The sequence below is a fragment of the Pseudomonas sp. B16(2017) genome (genome assembly GCF_002113205.1).
Lineage (GTDB): Bacteria > Pseudomonadota > Gammaproteobacteria > Pseudomonadales > Pseudomonadaceae > Aquipseudomonas > Aquipseudomonas pharyngis.
This window is the reverse complement of record NZ_NEKA01000008.1, coordinates 136,412-152,137: the sequence shown is the minus strand read 5'-3', so window position 1 is coordinate 152,137 and position 15,726 is coordinate 136,412. Positions and strand designations below refer to the sequence as shown.

The window sequence follows — 15,726 nt, the reverse complement described above, 5'->3', positions numbered from 1 at the left end:
GATTAATTATGCTCAACACTTGAAATGGTAAAAGCTGGGATACATTTGAAATCTACTGTCCCGGTTGCTGTGATCGCAGTCTCCGGCAGAACGCGAAACAGGCAGGCATCGATCAAACGATGCAGATAGGTCTCCACTTCCCCTACGACACCGACCACTCCTGAGTTGAGGAAATACGTTCCGGGGTTCAAATTGCACTCGAACTCGAATTCAACATCGACTTCAGCTTCAGCTGCCACGTAGGCGATGGCGTCCTGAGCGCTCGCCGCGCTCGCCGCGCCACCGATCTCGATACCGGCGAGCGTTTTGATCATCATGCCAAAGCGAACAGCCCCCGCCCCCGTCGAAAAAGCTACGCGATAGGTATAACGGTAGCTGTCACCGCGCTTGAGACAGTTAACCTGTTTGCCGGCCGCATTGAGGATGCGCGGCTCGCTGATCAGCACGCCGTGAGATTCGTAGGACATCACACTTTTGGAAACGATATGAGGATCGAAGTACTCCTCAAGTCCGTTGTCCTTCGCCTGTGACGCCTCGACTGCCACCTCGGTGCGCTTGGCCTCGCGCTGGAGTTCAAGGCGCTCGAGCACACCGGTCTTAATCGATTCGCGGATTTCCGCAACTTTGTCCGCAGGCGCGTACAGCAGCTTCTGGTACTGGCCGACAATGACCTTGGGCACACCTTCGGCGAGCTTCTCGCCCTTATCCAGCAGAATCGCCCGCGTACACAGTTCGATGACGGCACTCCCGGAATGCGACACAAACAGGATGGTCGCGCCACTCGCCTTGATCGCCTCGATCCGCGCGAAGCATTTACGCTGGAACAATTCATCGCCGACCGACAGCGCTTCATCAACAATCAGGATTTGCGGGTCAACATTGATCGCCACGGCAAAAGCCAGGCGCACCATCATGCCACTGGAGTAGGTCTTGACCGGCTGATCGATGAATTCGCCGATTTCCGCAAAGGCTTCGATCTCGGCAAAACGGGCTTCAGTCTCGTCTCGTGTCAGGCCAAGTACGGCAGCATTCATGTACACGTTTTCGCGACCACTGAATTCAGGGTTGAATCCGGAACCCAGCTCCAGCAAGGCTGCAACACGACCATGAGTCATGATGTCGCCGTGTGTCTGATTGAGCGTGCCGCAAATCATCTGCAAAAGTGTCGATTTACCGCTACCGTTTCGCCCGAGGATACCAACCGTCTCGCCTCGGTTGATGGTGAACGAAACATCCTGCAGGGCCCAGAATTCACGAAAATATTGCTTGCGTCCGCGTGCGAACATCTGCATCAGCCGATCTCTCGGCTTGTCGTAAATATGGAAACACTTACTCAGGTTGTTGACGGCAATGGCGGTATTAGAGGACATCGGCGAACCCTTTACGCGTTTTTTGGAACCACGCAAATCCTAGCCAAAAGACAAGAGCTGCAGCGATATAGTAGAAACCCAAGTGAATCAGACTCGGCAGTTCACCCCTGAAGAGCAGAGCCCGGGTATCTTCAATTGCCGGGGTCAGGGGGTTCAAAAAGAGCAGATGCCGGTATTCTTCAGGCAGCGCCGTGATCGGATAAAAAATCGGTGAAAGAAACATCAGGACGGAAGTGCAGACACCGATGATCTGACTGACATCTCGCAGGTACACGCCCATTGAGGCGAGAAACCAGACCAGGCCGACAACAAAAATGATCAGAGGAGCCAGAAATACCGGGAGCAACAGAATTGTGTACTGAAGCTTTCCGAAGAAAATCAGATAAGCAATCAGCCAGACACTGAGGCTGACGAGAAAGTGAAACATGGCCGCGCCCAGCGTAACCCATGGAAGTATTTCCAGCGGAAACACCACTTTCTTCACGTAGTTGACGTTGCCGATAATCAGACCCGGGGCTCTGTTTATGCACTCGGCAAACAGATTGAAAACGATCAGGCCCGCAAACAACATGAGCGCAAACTCGGTTTTCGAACTGCTATCGACGCTCCATCGGGCTTTGAACACGACGCTGAATACGAATGTGTAAATCACCAGCATCACAATCGGATTGAACAGTGACCACAGCATGCCCATGATCGACCCGCGGTAACGCCCAACGATCTCCCGCTGCACCAGCGCCCGGATGAGACCTTTGTTGCGCCAGATGCTATTGAGCATCTCCTTTGGCGAAGCAGAAAAGTTCAGCATTGTCTCAAAACCTCAATAAATCCGAGGGAGTTTAAATTCCTCAGCAAACTCTCTCGTCCTGCCATCACTTGAATTACCACAACACTCTTCCTGAAAAAGGCCAAGTCCGACTGCGTATCAGATTCCATTGAATACCGCCGCCAAAAGCAGCCCAAGGTTGCCCCATAAGGATTGCCGGTAGACGCCAGATCGCCGTAACCAGATGATCCGCGCCAATCCGCGAGAATTTCGCGCCCGCTGAAACAGATCCAGCCTCATCCGGCTTTCTTCATTCAACTGGAATCTGGTCGACTCCAGCGCCGCAATATTCTTTTGATTCCACCCACGGAAACGACCGCGGAACTGCATCCGTACTCTGTTCAATTGCGCCATCAGGCCCGATGTAGAGCCGATGAGGTTTGCTCCGTGCTGCCTGTAGAGAATGGTTGGACAAACGTCGTAAGTGACTCGCCCTCCAGCACCTGAGACGAGGAGATACGCCCACCAGTCATGCGAAACGATGTCCAGACTGGAGCCTGCCTGCAGGAACAGCATACGGGCAGCCTGATTGAAGACCATTGTGTTGCCCCCTCCCACGCTTTGCACTAGCGCATTGGCAAATCCGACGGGACGCTCAAACAGAGGAGACAAACCTATTGGTGCCCCTTCCTCATCGATCAATTCGGTCCTGCCACAGTAAAGAGCCGGCTCCTGTGGGGAGGTGCCCTGAAGCTCGCACAGAGCACGCTCCAGCTTGTTTTCTTGCCAGATATCATCCTGATCGGCCCAGGCATAGAAATCGGACTCGATGGATTGGTCACAGGTCAGCGAAAGGAAGTTGGCGGCGTATCCACGTCCCGGTCCCTGGCGAATCGACAGTTTGCCCTCTCCCCAGCGCTCGGCGTATTCGCGTAATAATTCCAGGGTAGAGTCGTCAGAACTATCATCTGACACCACGACAAACCAGTGGGGATAGCTTTGTCGCGCAATGGACTCCAGCTGCTGTGCCAAAAAACGCTCGCCATTGAAGGTGCACAACAGAACGGCGACGCGTCCGGAAGGACCACCTGGTTCCTGCTGAAGCCGGTCGACAATGCGGTGATCCGGACTGCTGTTTTGAACATCCGGGAAAAGAGGGGCTACCACCGAGCACTCCGTTGCTTAAAGGAGAAAATTTCACCTGTGCCGATTCGTTCAACACGAGCGAGCATTCGACGGGCAAGGAGCGCGCCATCGGAACGGCTCATGCGCCACTTCCAGCTGCGCAAAATTTGCAATTATAACGACGAAACATTGCCATTTGATAGCCCAGTGACATTATCGCTTTGCAAACGCTGGAAGCAGGACCGTCAGCCCCGACAAGACATGGATAACGTGAATATTGCAGATGAGCGCCGCGGTGGCGGCGCGTAGGGTATCAAGCCACCATCGTTAGAAAAAGGGTGGCAGTTTGCCAATGCCGATGTAGCAGGCAAAGGCCATCAACGGTCACACGTCTCCACTCAAGTACGCTGCCGCGATTGATACTGGTACGCCGTTCGCTTCAACGCATCGTCGACGCCAATGACAGGCGACCATCCCAGCCTATCGATGGTTTTACTGATATCGACCTGCAATGACCCACACAATCGCTGCGCGAGATCAGCACGACCGATCAGCGATGCGCCCGTCTTCAATACCCAGGAAGGAATCGACAGCAAGCGAGGCTTTACACCCAGGGCACTCGCCATGCGTCTGAGCAATTGAGTGGTGGACAAGTCTTCTCCATCACTGACCAGAAAGGTGTTTCCCGCCGCCTCTGGATGACTGATGCAGACATTGAGCAAATCCACCAGATTCTCAAGCGCAACAAGGCTGCGATGGTTATGTATCGCCCCAAGCGGCAGCGGAGTACCTCGTTCAAGCCAGCGCATCATGCTCAGGAAATTGGCCCCGACACCGGGGCCGTAGACCAATGGCGGCCGGATGACGACGACCTCCATACCCGTTTCGACGCTGATTGCTCGCAAGGCGTCCTCTGCTTCGCGTTTTGATAGGCCGTAAGGATCGAGCGGCGCCGGTAGATCGTCCGCCTTGAAGACAACTCCCGGCAGGGTCATTTCACCGTTGACCTTGATCGAACTGACGAAAATGAATCTTTTAACGCCAGCTTCAGCTGCACTGCGTGCCAGACGAACAGTCCCTTCGACATTGATTTTGCGAAACCGCTCAAGAGCCCCCTCTGCCAAATCATTCATCACATGCACTCGCGCGGCACAATGAACAACCACGTCAATGCCAGCCAGAGGAGGCAGCAGGGCCCTGTCACCCATGTCAAATGCCACAACCCGGCACAGACCACTCAACCTGGTTTCGCCGCGCACAGCAGCAACAGGGCTGAATACCTTGTCGCGCAGCAGTCGAAACACGAGTGCCTCTCCGACAAACCCGGTCGCGCCGGTCACCAAAACTTGAGTACCGATCATTTAGCCTTGCTTCCAACCAGCGCTGTAGCCCAACAGATGCAAAAGAAAAACAGCTTGTCTCGTGCCCTGCGCCGACAGTCTCTGGCACTGAACGAGAGCTTTATCAGCTGCCGGCGTCCCAAAGGCAGCCAAGGCTCGACAAATGAATTCCGCTCAAGCCCCACCAGCCGAACGATCTGCCTGACCTGAGAAAACCACCACCCGTCATGAATGGTCTTGTAACGCATGATCAGAGAACCGATGCCGGCGTTTGCGCCTACCTGATTACTTTCATGCTGGCGATAATCCATGGAGGGACGCGCGTCGATGAACCAGAGAAATCCACGGCTACGTGCGAAAGAGTAAAAATACCAATCGTGGAGACTGACATTCTGCAAGTCGCTCCAGCTGCCCAGCATGGCGGCCTTGAGTGAATGCATCAGCTCACGAGTGAAGACGTATGTACATCCCGGCCCAGCGGCCTCGAACAGGAAATCCCAAGAGGTTTGGGGCTGAGCCTTGTCCAGCAGTTGTGTGCGGCCATCCGGCCAGAACGCGACAACATTGCTGGAGTAGGCATCCACGCCTCGCGCCTGAATTTCGCCGATCGCCCTCTCGAGCTTGTCCCGATACCAGACATCATCCTGATCGGAGAACGCGATGTAGTCGTATTCTTCGAGGGATACATCACGGATCAATCTGAAAAAGTTGCGTGCGGCACCACCGAACGCACCGACGCCAGGGAGCACATGAACACTCTGGCACCTGGCCGCATAGGCTAGGCACCAGGCCTCGGTACCATCAGTCGAGGGATCAACACTGATATAGACGCTCAGGTCTACACCGGACTGTCGAAGAATCGAATCGAGTTGCTCTTCGATCCACTGCATTCCATTGAAGGCCGCCAGCAAAACCGCAACCTTGGGATGTTTTACTGGCATAGCCTTCCTGCTTGCACCGATTTTAACTTTCTCACCCGAAAACGCTTTGTTATTCGAATCAGTGAGAAGGCGAGTCCAGCAACTTCTGCAGGTATTGACCGTAGCCCGTCTTCTTCAATGCATCAGCTTGCTCAGCCAACTGATCGGCGGTGATCCAGCCATGGTGGTACGCAATTTCTTCCAGGCAGGCCACTTTCAAACCCTGACGCTGCTCAATGGTATGAACGAAGTGACTGGCTTCAAGCAAAGAGTCGTGAGTACCTGTGTCCAGCCAGGCAAAGCCGCGACCGAGCATCTCGACATTCAGGGATTTTTGCTCCAGGTAGGCGCGGTTCACATCAGTGATTTCCAGCTCTCCCCGCTCGGAAGGCTTGATGTTCTTCGCGATCTCCACGACTTGATTGTCATAGAAATAAAGACCTGTAACCGCATAGCTGGATTTTGGCTTCAGTGGCTTCTCTTCAATACTCAACGCGCGACCGGACGCATCAAATTCCACAACACCAAAACGCTCGGGATCAGAGACGTGATAACCAAATACAGTCGCGCCGTGCTGTTGAGAGCTGGCCGAACGCAAGTTGTCAGAGAAGTGCTGACCATAAAAGATGTTATCGCCCAGGATCAGACAGCAAGGATCCTTTCCGATGAATTCTTCACCAATGATGAAGGCCTGCGCCAGACCGTCCGGACTTGGCTGCTCGGCATAAGTCAGCTTGATTCCGTAACGACTCCCATCGCCCAATAGTTTACGGAAACAAGGCAAATCTTCCGGGGTTGAAATAATCAGAATTTCACGCATCCCGGCAAGCATCAGCACTGACAGCGGATAAAAGATCATCGGCTTGTCGTAGATCGGCAGCATCTGCTTGGAAACACCAAGGGTCAACGGGTGCAGGCGCGTACCCGAACCACCGGCGAGAATGATGCCTTTACGATTTGTCGTGGTCATTTATTAAGAACTTCCCTAAGCATTCGGGTTACACCACTTTGCCAATCCGGCAAGTGTAGAGAAAAATTATCGCGCAGCTTCTGAGTATTCAAACGTGAATTCAGAGGCCGACGAGCGGGTGTCGGATATGCAGTCGTATCGATCGGATTGATCGCAGTAACTGCAAGCTGCTCGCCATTGTCCCGAGCGAACGCGATGACATGGCTTGCATAGCCGTACCACGATACTTCGCCGCTCGCTGCGAGGTGATACACACCCGCCAGCTCCGGCTGCTGAAGCACCTTGTGAATCGCGATTGCCGTGACATCGGCGATCAGGTCAGCCCCTGTAGGAGCCCCTATCTGATCGGCAATCACACTGAGTGTTTCGCGATCTTTTGCCAGTCGAAGCATGGTCTTGGCGAAGTTATTGCCGCGAGCACCATAGACCCAACTGGTTCGAAAGATCAGATGCTTGCAGCCCGACGCAGCGATTGCCTGCTCACCGGCGAGCTTGCTTGCACCGTAATGATTGACCGGTGCGACCGCATCGGTCTCCTGCCATGACGCAGAACCCTCACCACTGAACACGTAATCGGTTGAGTAATGAATCAGCCAGGCATCCAGCAAAGCCGCCTCTTCAGCCATGACTTGACTGGCATGGCCGTTGACGCGATCAGCCAGCTCGACTTCGGATTCGGCCTTGTCGACTGCGGTGTAGGCAGCTGCGTTGACAATGACATCAGGTTTGAGCGTGCGGATTGTCGCACGCAAGGTGTCCAGATCCGACAAGTCACCACACAGACCATCGACAGCATGACGATCCAGCGCGACCAACTCACCAAGCGGCGAGAGGGAGCGTTGCAGCTCCCACCCTACCTGACCATTTTTACCCAGTAAGAGAATTTTCATGCTTGGTTCGAGCGATCTGCGTAGTTCTGATCGATCCACTGCTGGTAGCTTCCGCTTTTGACGTGAGCGACCCATTCAGTGTTATTCAGGTACCACTCGACAGTCTTGCGAATCCCGGTTTCAAAGGTTTCTTCCGGTGTCCAGCCCAGTTCACGCTGGATTTTACTGGCATCGATGGCATAGCGCTGATCATGACCTGGACGATCCTGAACGTAAGTGATTAAGCTCGCATGCGGACGATGCGCAGAGTCGGGACGTAATTCGTCGAGAAGAGCACAGAGAGTGTTCACAACTTCAATATTCTGCTTCTCGTTGTGACCGCCAATGTTATACGTCTCGCCAATGACGCCTTCGGTCACGACCTTGTAAAGCGCACGCGCGTGATCTTCGACATAAAGCCAGTCACGTACCTGGTTTCCTTTGCCATAGACCGGCAACGGCTTGCCTTCCAGCGCATTGAGAATGATCAACGGGATCAACTTTTCAGGGAAGTGGCAAGGACCGTAGTTGTTCGAGCAGTTGGTCACAAGCGTCGGCAAACCATAAGTACGAGCCCAGGCACGGACCAGATGGTCGGAGCTGGCCTTGCTTGCCGAATACGGCGAACTTGGCTGATAGGGAGTCGTTTCAGTGAAGAGATCTTCCGGACCTTCGAGGTCGCCGTAAACTTCGTCCGTCGAGATATGGTGAAAGCGGAAAGCGGCCTTGCGCGCATCATCCAGCGCAGTCCAATAATGGCGTGCCGCTTCCAACAGCGTGTAAGTACCAATGATATTGGTCTGAATGAACTCGGAAGGACCCGAGATGGAGCGATCGACGTGAGACTCTGCGGCCAGATGCATGATCGCATCCGGTTGATGCTCACGCAGGACACGGTCGATCTGCTCACGATCGCAGATATCGACGCGCTCGAACGTGTAACGCGAGTTTCCGCTGACTTCGGCCAACGACTCTAGGTTACCGGCATACGTCAGCTTGTCGACGTTTACCACTGCGTCGGTAGTGTTGGAAATGATATGACGGATAACAGCTGAGCCGATAAACCCGGCGCCGCCGGTTACTAGAATTTTCACGCGAAACCATACCCTTGAGTTGCTGACAGGGCTGCCAACCGAGCACTGTCTAATCCATAAATGCAAAAGCCATCAATTCAGCCGGGGCTTCTGACAGAGCCAGTCTGCACCGACGTGGGAATATGCCACTATCGGACAGGCGCTGCATTTTACAGCTTAATGAACGTTTTACTAATGGATATAGACAAGCTGTGGCTAAAGTTTTAGTTCGCCTTTCGTTCCATGTCGCAATCAGACAAGACGCTTACGTGAAGCCCTGGACGCACGTCCCAGGAACCAGCCAAAAACAGGCCCGATCAGCATACCCGCCAGCAATGCACCAACCGTGATCACTGATACCGGAAGTTGCGGCCCCGCCCAGCCAAGAAACAACAGGGAAACCGATTGCTGATTTTCGAGAACGAACGCAAGGATCGCCAATACAAGCAATAGAATTAAAACGGAAAACAAAATGCGCTTGAGATTACTCATGAGCAACTCCTTGCGTAACGGTGACCGTCAAGCCCCCTCCTCCTCTTCTTCATTCACGCGATCGCGCAGCTCTTTGCCTGGCTTGAAATGCGGAACGAATTTACCGTCCAGACTGACGGACTGACCGGTCTTTGGATTACGACCGACGCGCGGCGCACGATAGTGCAAGGAAAAGCTGCCAAAACCACGGATCTCGATACGATCTCCAGTAGCCAGGCATTGGGACATTTGCTCAAGCATGGTCTTGATGGCCAACTCCACATCTTTGGATGAGAGCAGCCCTTGATGGGTGACAATTCGTTCGATCAACTCCGACTTCGTCATATTTTTCCCTTCTTTTTCAAGCAGCTAGGTCAGCGCTTGAAAGGTTTTAGCACGCCCGGAAGATTTTGAACAGCCCAGGACTTGACATATCTTTCAACTCGCTACAACGCCCGGTTTCAGGGCATCGAATTGCAGCCTGAGCGACACTCACCGACAAATCACCAACATGGTGCGAGTGACGTAGCCGGCAGGATTGAAGCCGAAGGGAAACCCATCTTCATCCCGAGCATCATCAGAACGCGTGATCACCTTGTAACCTGCCCCCTTGCATTCCTTGGCAGCGCGCTTCTGACACCTTTCCCAGCCTGAACCCAAGCCGGAGCAGTCAACCTCGATGCCACTCACTCCACGCACCGCATGGGTCTTGGCGCTGGTAGTACAGCCTGCCAACACCAGCAAACCCAACAGAACTATAAGCTTGTTCATTCACTTCCTTATGCCAGGCGCCTGCCCGACTACTGCGATCTTCAGCCTAAGCCTAGACGCGAATAGACGATTGATCCGATTAAAGAAACAGACCTCCCGGCGAAGGGAATGGTTTCACCGATTGACCGGAAAGCAGTCCCCCACTAAATCGCAGGCACAAAAAAGGGCGACCGAAGTCGCCCTTTTTGATGATCAGACAGAACTCAGTTCTGTTTGGCCATTGCTTGACGCAGCAGTGCCGCCATAGTGGTGTCAGCTGCTTCGCCTTCCGGAGCTGCTTTCAGGCTCTGGATGGCTTCTTTCTCTTCAGCATCGTCTTTCGATTTGATCGACAGCTGGATTACGCGGCTCTTACGATCAACGCTGATGATCTTGGCTTCTACTTGCTGGCCTTCTTTCAGAACGTTGCGCGCGTCTTCAACGCGGTCACGGCTGATTTCGGAGGCTTTCAGAGTCGCTTCGATATCGTCGGCCAGAACGATGATGGCGCCTTTGGCGTCAACTTCTTTCACGGTGCCAGTCACAATTGCGCCTTTGTCGTTAACCGAGACGTACTCGGAGAACGGATCGCTTTCCAGTTGTTTGATACCCAGGGAGATACGCTCACGCTCCGGGTCAACCGACAGGATAACGGTGTCCAGCTCGTCGCCCTTCTTGAAACGACGTACGGCTTCTTCGCCCACTTCGTTCCAGGAGATGTCGGACAGGTGAACCAGACCGTCGATGCCGCCGTCCAGACCAATGAAGATACCGAAATCGGTGATCGACTTGATGGTGCCGGAGATTTTGTCGCCCTTGTTGAACTGGCCAGAGAAGTCTTCCCATGGGTTCGACTTGCACTGCTTGATGCCCAGGGAGATACGACGACGCTCTTCGTCGATGTCCAGAACCATGACTTCCACTTCGTCGCCGACTTGTACGACTTTCGAAGGGTGGATGTTCTTGTTGGTCCAGTCCATTTCCGAAACGTGTACCAGACCTTCAACGCCTTCTTCCAGCTCAGCGAAGCAGCCGTAGTCGGTCAGGTTGGTTACACGAGCGGTAACGCGAGTGCCTTCTGGGTAACGGGCTTTGATAGCAACCCATGGATCTTCGCCCAGTTGTTTCAGGCCCAGGGAAACACGGTTGCGTTCGCGATCGTATTTCAGAACCTTGACGTCGATTTCGTCACCAACGTTGACGATCTCGGAAGGATGCTTGATGCGCTTCCAGGCCATGTCGGTGATGTGCAGCAGGCCGTCCACGCCACCCAGATCGACGAATGCGCCGTAATCGGTGAGGTTTTTGACGATACCTTTGACTTGCTGGCCTTCCTGCAGGGATTCCAGCAGAGCTTCACGCTCGGCGGAGTTCTCGGCTTCCAGGACGCTGCGACGGGAAACGACAACGTTGTTGCGCTTCTGGTCCAGCTTGATGACCTTGAATTCCAGCTCTTTGCCTTCCAGGTGCGTGGTGTCGCGCACTGGACGGACGTCAACCAGGGAACCTGGCAGGAACGCACGGATGCCGTTAACGTCGACAGTGAAGCCGCCTTTAACCTTACCGTTGATAACGCCCTTGACCACTTCCTCAGCTGCGAAGGCTGCTTCCAGAACGATCCAGCATTCAGCGCGCTTGGCTTTTTCACGGGACAGCTTGGTTTCACCGAAACCGTCTTCAACCGAGTCCAGCGCAACGTGAACTTCGTCACCGACGTTGATGTTCAGTTCGCCAGCGTCGTTGTAGAACTGCTCCAGCGGGATCAGTGCTTCGGACTTCAAGCCAGCGTGAACGGTTACCCAGCGAGCCTGGTAATCGATATCAACGATAACACCGGTGATGATGGAGCCTGCCTGAAGGTTCAGGGTCTTTAGGCTTTCTTCAAAGAGTTCCGCAAAGCTTTCGCTCATTTTAATTCCTGTTGATTAGGGCGAAAAATACGCCCATCTCCACATCCCAGACAATGTGGGTTAGTTTCATTTAAAAGAAGCGCCACAGGACTATGACTGGTCCCCTGCAACCTTCTTGGTCACCCGGCGATATCGCGAATGGCGATCTCGCTCATGATGCGTTCAAGCACCTGATCGATGGACAACTCCGTGGAATCCAGCTGTATGGCGTCAGCCGCCGGCTTGAGCGGGGCCACCGCTCGCTGGGTATCACGCTCGTCGCGCGCACGGATCTCATCTAGCAGACTCGACAGACTAACACCCTCGACTTTGCCCTTCAACTGCAAATATCGGCGGCGCGCCCGCTCCTCGGCGCTGGCGGTCAGGAAAATCTTCAATGGCGCGTTCGGAAATACCACCGTACCCATGTCGCGACCGTCAGCCACCAGACCCGGGAATTCCTGGAAAGCACGCTGGCGCTGCAGCAGCGCCTCGCGCACGGCGGGTAACGCTGCCACCTGGGAAGCGCCGGATCCGACGCTTTCAGTGCGGATGACATCGCTGACTTCGTCACCTTCCAGAATGATGCGTTGCAGCTGACCGTCGGTCGCCGCGATGAACTGCACATCCAGATGAGCCGCCAGTTTCTTCAGCAGCTCTTCATTGGTCAGGTCGACACCATGGTTGTGCGCAGCAAATGCCAGCAGGCGATACAGCGCACCGGAGTCCAGCAGGTTCCAGCCCAGACGCTTGGCCAGAATCCCGGCTACGGTGCCTTTGCCCGAGCCGCTTGGCCCGTCGATGGTGATGACCGGTGCAATGTTGTTCACGACTGAGCCTCTTGCGCCACACGAATGCCGACCTGCGCGCACAGCGCCAGGAAGTTCGGGAACGATGTCGCGACGTTGGCGCAGTCATGGATGCGGATCGGTGCAGTGGCGCGCAGTGAGGCCACGCTAAATGCCATCGCGATGCGGTGATCGCCATGACCATGCACTTCGCCGCCGCCGATCTGGCCGCCGTCGATGATGATGCCGTCCGGGGTCGGTTCGCACTTGACGCCCAGCGCCAGCAAACCGTCCGCCATGACCTGGATACGGTCCGATTCCTTGACCCGCAGCTCCTCGGCGCCGGTCAGCACGGTGCGCCCTTCGGCACAGGCCGCCGCCACGAACAGCACCGGAAATTCGTCAATGGCCAACGGAACCAGTGCTTCCGGAATCTCGATACCCTTGAGTTTAGCTGCCCGTACGCGAAGATCAGCTACCGGCTCGCCACCCACTTCACGCTGGTTTTCCAGAGTGATGTCGGCGCCCATCAGACGCAGGATGTCGATCACGCCGGTGCGTGTCGGGTTGATGCCGACGTGCTCGAGCACCAGCTCCGAGCCTTCAGCGATCGATGCGGCCACCAGGAAGAACGCCGACGACGAGATGTCGCCAGGCACTTCGATGTGGGTCGCGGTCAGCTTGCCGCCGGACTCAACCGATGCCGTGGCACCGTCAACGCTCACCGAATAACCAAAACCGCGCAACATGCGCTCGGTATGATCGCGAGTCGGAGCCGGCTCGGTCACGGTGGTCTTGCCTTCGGCGTACAGACCCGCCAGCAGCAGGCAGGATTTAACCTGAGCACTGGCCATCGGCATGGTGTAGGTCAGGCCTTTAAGCTTGTGACCGCCACGAATGGTCATCGGCGGACGACCGTCGGCAGCGGTTTCGATCACGGCGCCCATTTCCCGCAGCGGGTTGGCGACGCGGTTCATCGGGCGTTTGGACAGCGACGCATCACCAGTCAGAGTGCTGTCGAAGTCCTGCGCGGCCAGCAGGCCGGACAGCAGGCGCATCGAAGTGCCGGAGTTGCCCAGATAGATCGGGCCCGGCGCAGGCTTCAGGCCGTGCAGGCCGACACCGTGGATGGTCACGCGGCCGTGATGCGGACCTTCGATGACCACGCCCATGTCGCGGAACGCCTGCAAGGTCGCCAGGGCATCTTCGCCCTCGAGGAAGCCTTCGACTTCGGTGACGCCTTCAGCCAGGGAACCGAGCATGATCGAACGGTGGGAAATCGATTTGTCACCTGGTACGCGAATCCGACCGGACAGGCGGCCACCAGGTTGAGCCAGGAAAATCAGATCGTTGGAATTCATAGCGTCCACATAGGCCCTGCGGGCCAGGATTTTACTGAAATGCTCGCGGGCAACCCGGGCGCGCGTGAAGACGCCCAACAATTGGTGCCCATCCCCTGCATCGACCGCGTCGCGCAAGGCGTCGAGGTCGCTGCGAAATGTATCGAGAGTGCGCAGGACAGCCTCGCGGTTGGCGAGAAAGATGTCATGCCACATGACCGGGTCGCTTCCGGCGATTCTTGTGAAATCACGGAAACCGCCCGCAGCGTAACGGAAGATCTCAAGGTTTTCATTGCGCTTGGCCAGCGAATCGACCAGACCGAAGGCCAGCAGGTGCGGCAGATGACTGGTTGCGGCCAGCACTTCATCGTGACGCTCGACCTGCATGTGCTCGACGTCGGCGCCCAGCTCGCGCCACAAACGATCAACCACCGCCAGGGCAGCCGGATCGGTCTGCTCCAGCGGGGTCAGAATCACTTTATGACGGCGGAACAGCTCTGAGTTGGAGGCTTCCACCCCGCTCTGCTCGGAGCCGGCAATCGGATGCCCCGGCACGAAACGCGCCGGCATGCCGCCGAACGCCTCAGTCGCCGCGCGCACCACATTGCCCTTGGCGCTGCCGACATCCGTGAGAATCGCCTGCCCCAGGTCCATGCCGGCCAGACGGGCCAGCACTTTTTCCATGGCCAGGATCGGCACCGCCAACTGGATCACGTCCGCGCCCTGGCAAGCCTTCACCAGGTCGTCTTCGCAGCGATCCACCACACCCAACTCGACCGCCAGCTTGCGCGATTGCGGGTCGAGGTCGACCCCGACCACTTCGCGGCACACGCCACTTTCACGCAAGCCTTTGGCAAATGAACCACCGATCAACCCCAGACCGACCACCACCAGGCGCCCGATCATAGGTGCAGCAGATTGCAGCGCAGTGACATCACCCACGAGCCAGAACCTTGCGCAGCGCTTCGAGGAAGCGGCTGTTTTCCGCCGGCAGACCGATGGTCACCCGCAGATGGTTCGGCATGCCGTAGTTGGCCACCGGACGCACGATCACACCTTCGCGCAGCAGGCCCTGGAACACCGGAGCCGCCACCTGACCGAGGTCGACGCAGATAAAGTTGCCCTTGGACGGAATCCAGCTCAGACCCAGCTCACGAAAACCTGCTTCCAGCTGTTGCATGCCGGACTCGTTGAGCTGCCGGCTCTGCGCCAGATATTCCTCGTCCTTCAGCGCCGCACACGCCGCCGCCAAGGCCAGGCTGTTGACGTTGAATGGCTGACGCACCCGGTTCAGCACGTCCGCCACCACCGGGGTAGACAGACCATAGCCAACGCGCAGCGCCGCCAGACCGTAAGCCTTGGAGAACGTGCGCGAGACCAGCAGATTCGGGTAAGCGGCGAGAAAATCCAGACCGTCCGGCAGATCGCTGCCTTCGGCGTATTCGATGTAGGCCTCATCCAGCACCACCAGCACGTGCTCCGGCACATCCTGCAGGAACTCGTCCAGCGCTTCGGCGCCGAACCAGGTACCGGTCGGGTTGTTCGGGTTGGCGATGAACACCACGCGAGTGTTGGCGTCGATCGCGGCCAGCATGGCCGGCAGATCATGCCCCCAATCCTTGGCCGGAACGACCTTGGCCTGAGCGCCGACTGCCTGGGTTGCGATCGGGTACACCGCGAACGCGTGCTCGCTGAACACCGCATTCAGGCCCGGCGCCAGATAGGCGCGCGCCACCAGCTCGAGAATGTCGTTGGAGCCATTGCCCAAAGTCACCTGGTTCAGCTCGACACGGCACTGCTCGGCCAGCAGGGATTTCAAGGCAAAACCGTTGCCGTCCGGATAACGGGTCAGCTCGTCCAGCGCTTCGCGGATTGCGGCCAGCGCTTTCGGACTCGCGCCCAACGGATTTTCGTTGCTCGCCAGTTTGACAATGCTCGCCGGATCCAGGTCCAGTTCGCGAGCCAGCTCGTCCACGGGTTTGCCCGGTACGTATGGCGAAAGTTGTTGCACGCCCGGCTGTGCCAGAGCGAGGAAGTTGCCACTCATTGCTACCA

Annotated in this window: 15 protein-coding genes; all 15 read right to left on the bottom strand. The window is 56.2% G+C overall.

What is annotated here, in order from left to right:
• Positions 1-2: 2 nt before the first annotated feature.
• Positions 3-1,370, bottom strand: coding sequence for an ABC transporter ATP-binding protein (locus tag CAG25_RS15945; RefSeq protein ID WP_085612177.1), 1,368 nt, complete (start codon positions 1,368-1,370; stop codon positions 3-5).
• Positions 1,360-2,178 carry an ABC transporter permease gene (locus CAG25_RS15940; RefSeq protein WP_085612176.1) on the bottom strand — a complete coding sequence of 273 codons (819 nt, stop codon included), beginning with the start codon at positions 2,176-2,178 and terminating at the stop codon, positions 1,360-1,362. Before CAG25_RS15940 ends, CAG25_RS15945 begins: the two co-directional genes overlap by 11 nt.
• Positions 2,179-2,295: 117 nt before the next feature.
• Entirely contained in the window at positions 2,296-3,303 is a 1,008-nt protein-coding gene (locus CAG25_RS15935; protein WP_085612175.1) for a glycosyltransferase family 2 protein, read from the bottom strand.
• Between the two features lie 356 nt (positions 3,304-3,659).
• Entirely contained in the window at positions 3,660-4,622 is a 963-nt protein-coding gene (locus tag CAG25_RS15930; RefSeq protein WP_085612174.1) for an SDR family oxidoreductase, read from the bottom strand.
• Positions 4,619-5,542, bottom strand: coding sequence for a glycosyltransferase (locus CAG25_RS15925; protein WP_085612173.1), 924 nt, complete (start codon positions 5,540-5,542; stop codon positions 4,619-4,621). The genes CAG25_RS15930 and CAG25_RS15925 overlap by 4 nt, the downstream gene beginning before the upstream one ends.
• Positions 5,543-5,600: 58 nt before the next feature.
• On the bottom strand, positions 5,601-6,491 hold the full coding sequence (gene rfbA / locus CAG25_RS15920) for a glucose-1-phosphate thymidylyltransferase RfbA (RefSeq protein WP_085612172.1): 891 nt from the start codon (positions 6,489-6,491) through the stop codon (positions 5,601-5,603).
• Positions 6,488-7,381: a dTDP-4-dehydrorhamnose reductase gene (rfbD, locus tag CAG25_RS15915; RefSeq protein WP_085612171.1), complete on the bottom strand. Its 894-nt coding sequence runs from the start codon at positions 7,379-7,381 to the stop codon at positions 6,488-6,490. The genes rfbA and rfbD overlap by 4 nt, the downstream gene beginning before the upstream one ends.
• Positions 7,378-8,454: a dTDP-glucose 4,6-dehydratase gene (rfbB, locus tag CAG25_RS15910; RefSeq protein WP_007950922.1), complete on the bottom strand. Its 1,077-nt coding sequence runs from the start codon at positions 8,452-8,454 to the stop codon at positions 7,378-7,380. Before rfbB ends, rfbD begins: the two co-directional genes overlap by 4 nt.
• 231 nt (positions 8,455-8,685) lie before the next feature.
• Positions 8,686-8,925, bottom strand: a complete 240-nt coding sequence (locus tag CAG25_RS15905) for a LapA family protein (RefSeq protein ID WP_085612170.1) — start codon at positions 8,923-8,925, stop codon at positions 8,686-8,688.
• Between the two features lie 27 nt (positions 8,926-8,952).
• Complete coding sequence (gene ihfB / locus CAG25_RS15900) at positions 8,953-9,249, bottom strand: integration host factor subunit beta (RefSeq protein ID WP_007950920.1); 297 nt, start codon at positions 9,247-9,249, stop codon at positions 8,953-8,955.
• Positions 9,250-9,396: 147 nt separating this feature from the next.
• Entirely contained in the window at positions 9,397-9,675 is a 279-nt protein-coding gene (locus CAG25_RS15895; RefSeq protein ID WP_085612169.1) for a hypothetical protein, read from the bottom strand.
• A gap of 203 nt (positions 9,676-9,878) precedes the next feature.
• Entirely contained in the window at positions 9,879-11,564 is a 1,686-nt protein-coding gene (rpsA, locus tag CAG25_RS15890; RefSeq protein WP_039770554.1) for a 30S ribosomal protein S1, read from the bottom strand.
• 119 nt (positions 11,565-11,683) lie between these two features.
• Positions 11,684-12,373, bottom strand: a complete 690-nt coding sequence (cmk, locus tag CAG25_RS15885; RefSeq protein WP_064598429.1) for a (d)CMP kinase — start codon at positions 12,371-12,373, stop codon at positions 11,684-11,686.
• Positions 12,370-14,577 (bottom strand): bifunctional prephenate dehydrogenase/3-phosphoshikimate 1-carboxyvinyltransferase, encoded by a 2,208-nt coding sequence (locus CAG25_RS15880; protein ID WP_256575372.1) that lies wholly within the window; start codon positions 14,575-14,577, stop codon positions 12,370-12,372. The genes cmk and CAG25_RS15880 overlap by 4 nt, the downstream gene beginning before the upstream one ends.
• A gap of 28 nt (positions 14,578-14,605) precedes the next feature.
• Positions 14,606-15,718, bottom strand: a complete 1,113-nt coding sequence (gene hisC / locus CAG25_RS15875; protein WP_007950914.1) for a histidinol-phosphate transaminase — start codon at positions 15,716-15,718, stop codon at positions 14,606-14,608.
• Positions 15,719-15,726 lie beyond the last annotated feature (8 nt).

What these genes read in the sequence shown, in the direction of transcription:
- CAG25_RS15945 (WP_085612177.1), bottom strand. Translation starts at nt 1,370, where the DNA reads ATGTCCTCTAATACCGCCATTGCCGTCAACAACCTGAGTAAGTGTTTC.
- CAG25_RS15940 (WP_085612176.1), bottom strand. Translation starts at nt 2,178, where the DNA reads ATGCTGAACTTTTCTGCTTCGCCAAAGGAGATGCTCAATAGCATCTGG.
- CAG25_RS15930 (WP_085612174.1), bottom strand. Translation starts at nt 4,622, where the DNA reads ATGATCGGTACTCAAGTTTTGGTGACCGGCGCGACCGGGTTTGTCGGA.
- CAG25_RS15925 (WP_085612173.1), bottom strand. Translation starts at nt 5,542, where the DNA reads ATGCCAGTAAAACATCCCAAGGTTGCGGTTTTGCTGGCGGCCTTCAAT.
- rfbA (WP_085612172.1), bottom strand. Translation starts at nt 6,491, where the DNA reads ATGACCACGACAAATCGTAAAGGCATCATTCTCGCCGGTGGTTCGGGT.
- rfbD (WP_085612171.1), bottom strand. Translation starts at nt 7,381, where the DNA reads ATGAAAATTCTCTTACTGGGTAAAAATGGTCAGGTAGGGTGGGAGCTG.
- CAG25_RS15905 (WP_085612170.1), bottom strand. Translation starts at nt 8,925, where the DNA reads ATGAGTAATCTCAAGCGCATTTTGTTTTCCGTTTTAATTCTATTGCTT.
- ihfB (WP_007950920.1), bottom strand. Translation starts at nt 9,249, where the DNA reads ATGACGAAGTCGGAGTTGATCGAACGAATTGTCACCCATCAAGGGCTG.
- CAG25_RS15895 (WP_085612169.1), bottom strand. Translation starts at nt 9,675, where the DNA reads ATGAACAAGCTTATAGTTCTGTTGGGTTTGCTGGTGTTGGCAGGCTGT.
- rpsA (WP_039770554.1), bottom strand. Translation starts at nt 11,564, where the DNA reads ATGAGCGAAAGCTTTGCGGAACTCTTTGAAGAAAGCCTAAAGACCCTG.
- CAG25_RS15880 (WP_256575372.1), bottom strand. Translation starts at nt 14,577, where the DNA reads ATGATCGGGCGCCTGGTGGTGGTCGGTCTGGGGTTGATCGGTGGTTCA.
- hisC (WP_007950914.1), bottom strand. Translation starts at nt 15,718, where the DNA reads ATGAGTGGCAACTTCCTCGCTCTGGCACAGCCGGGCGTGCAACAACTT.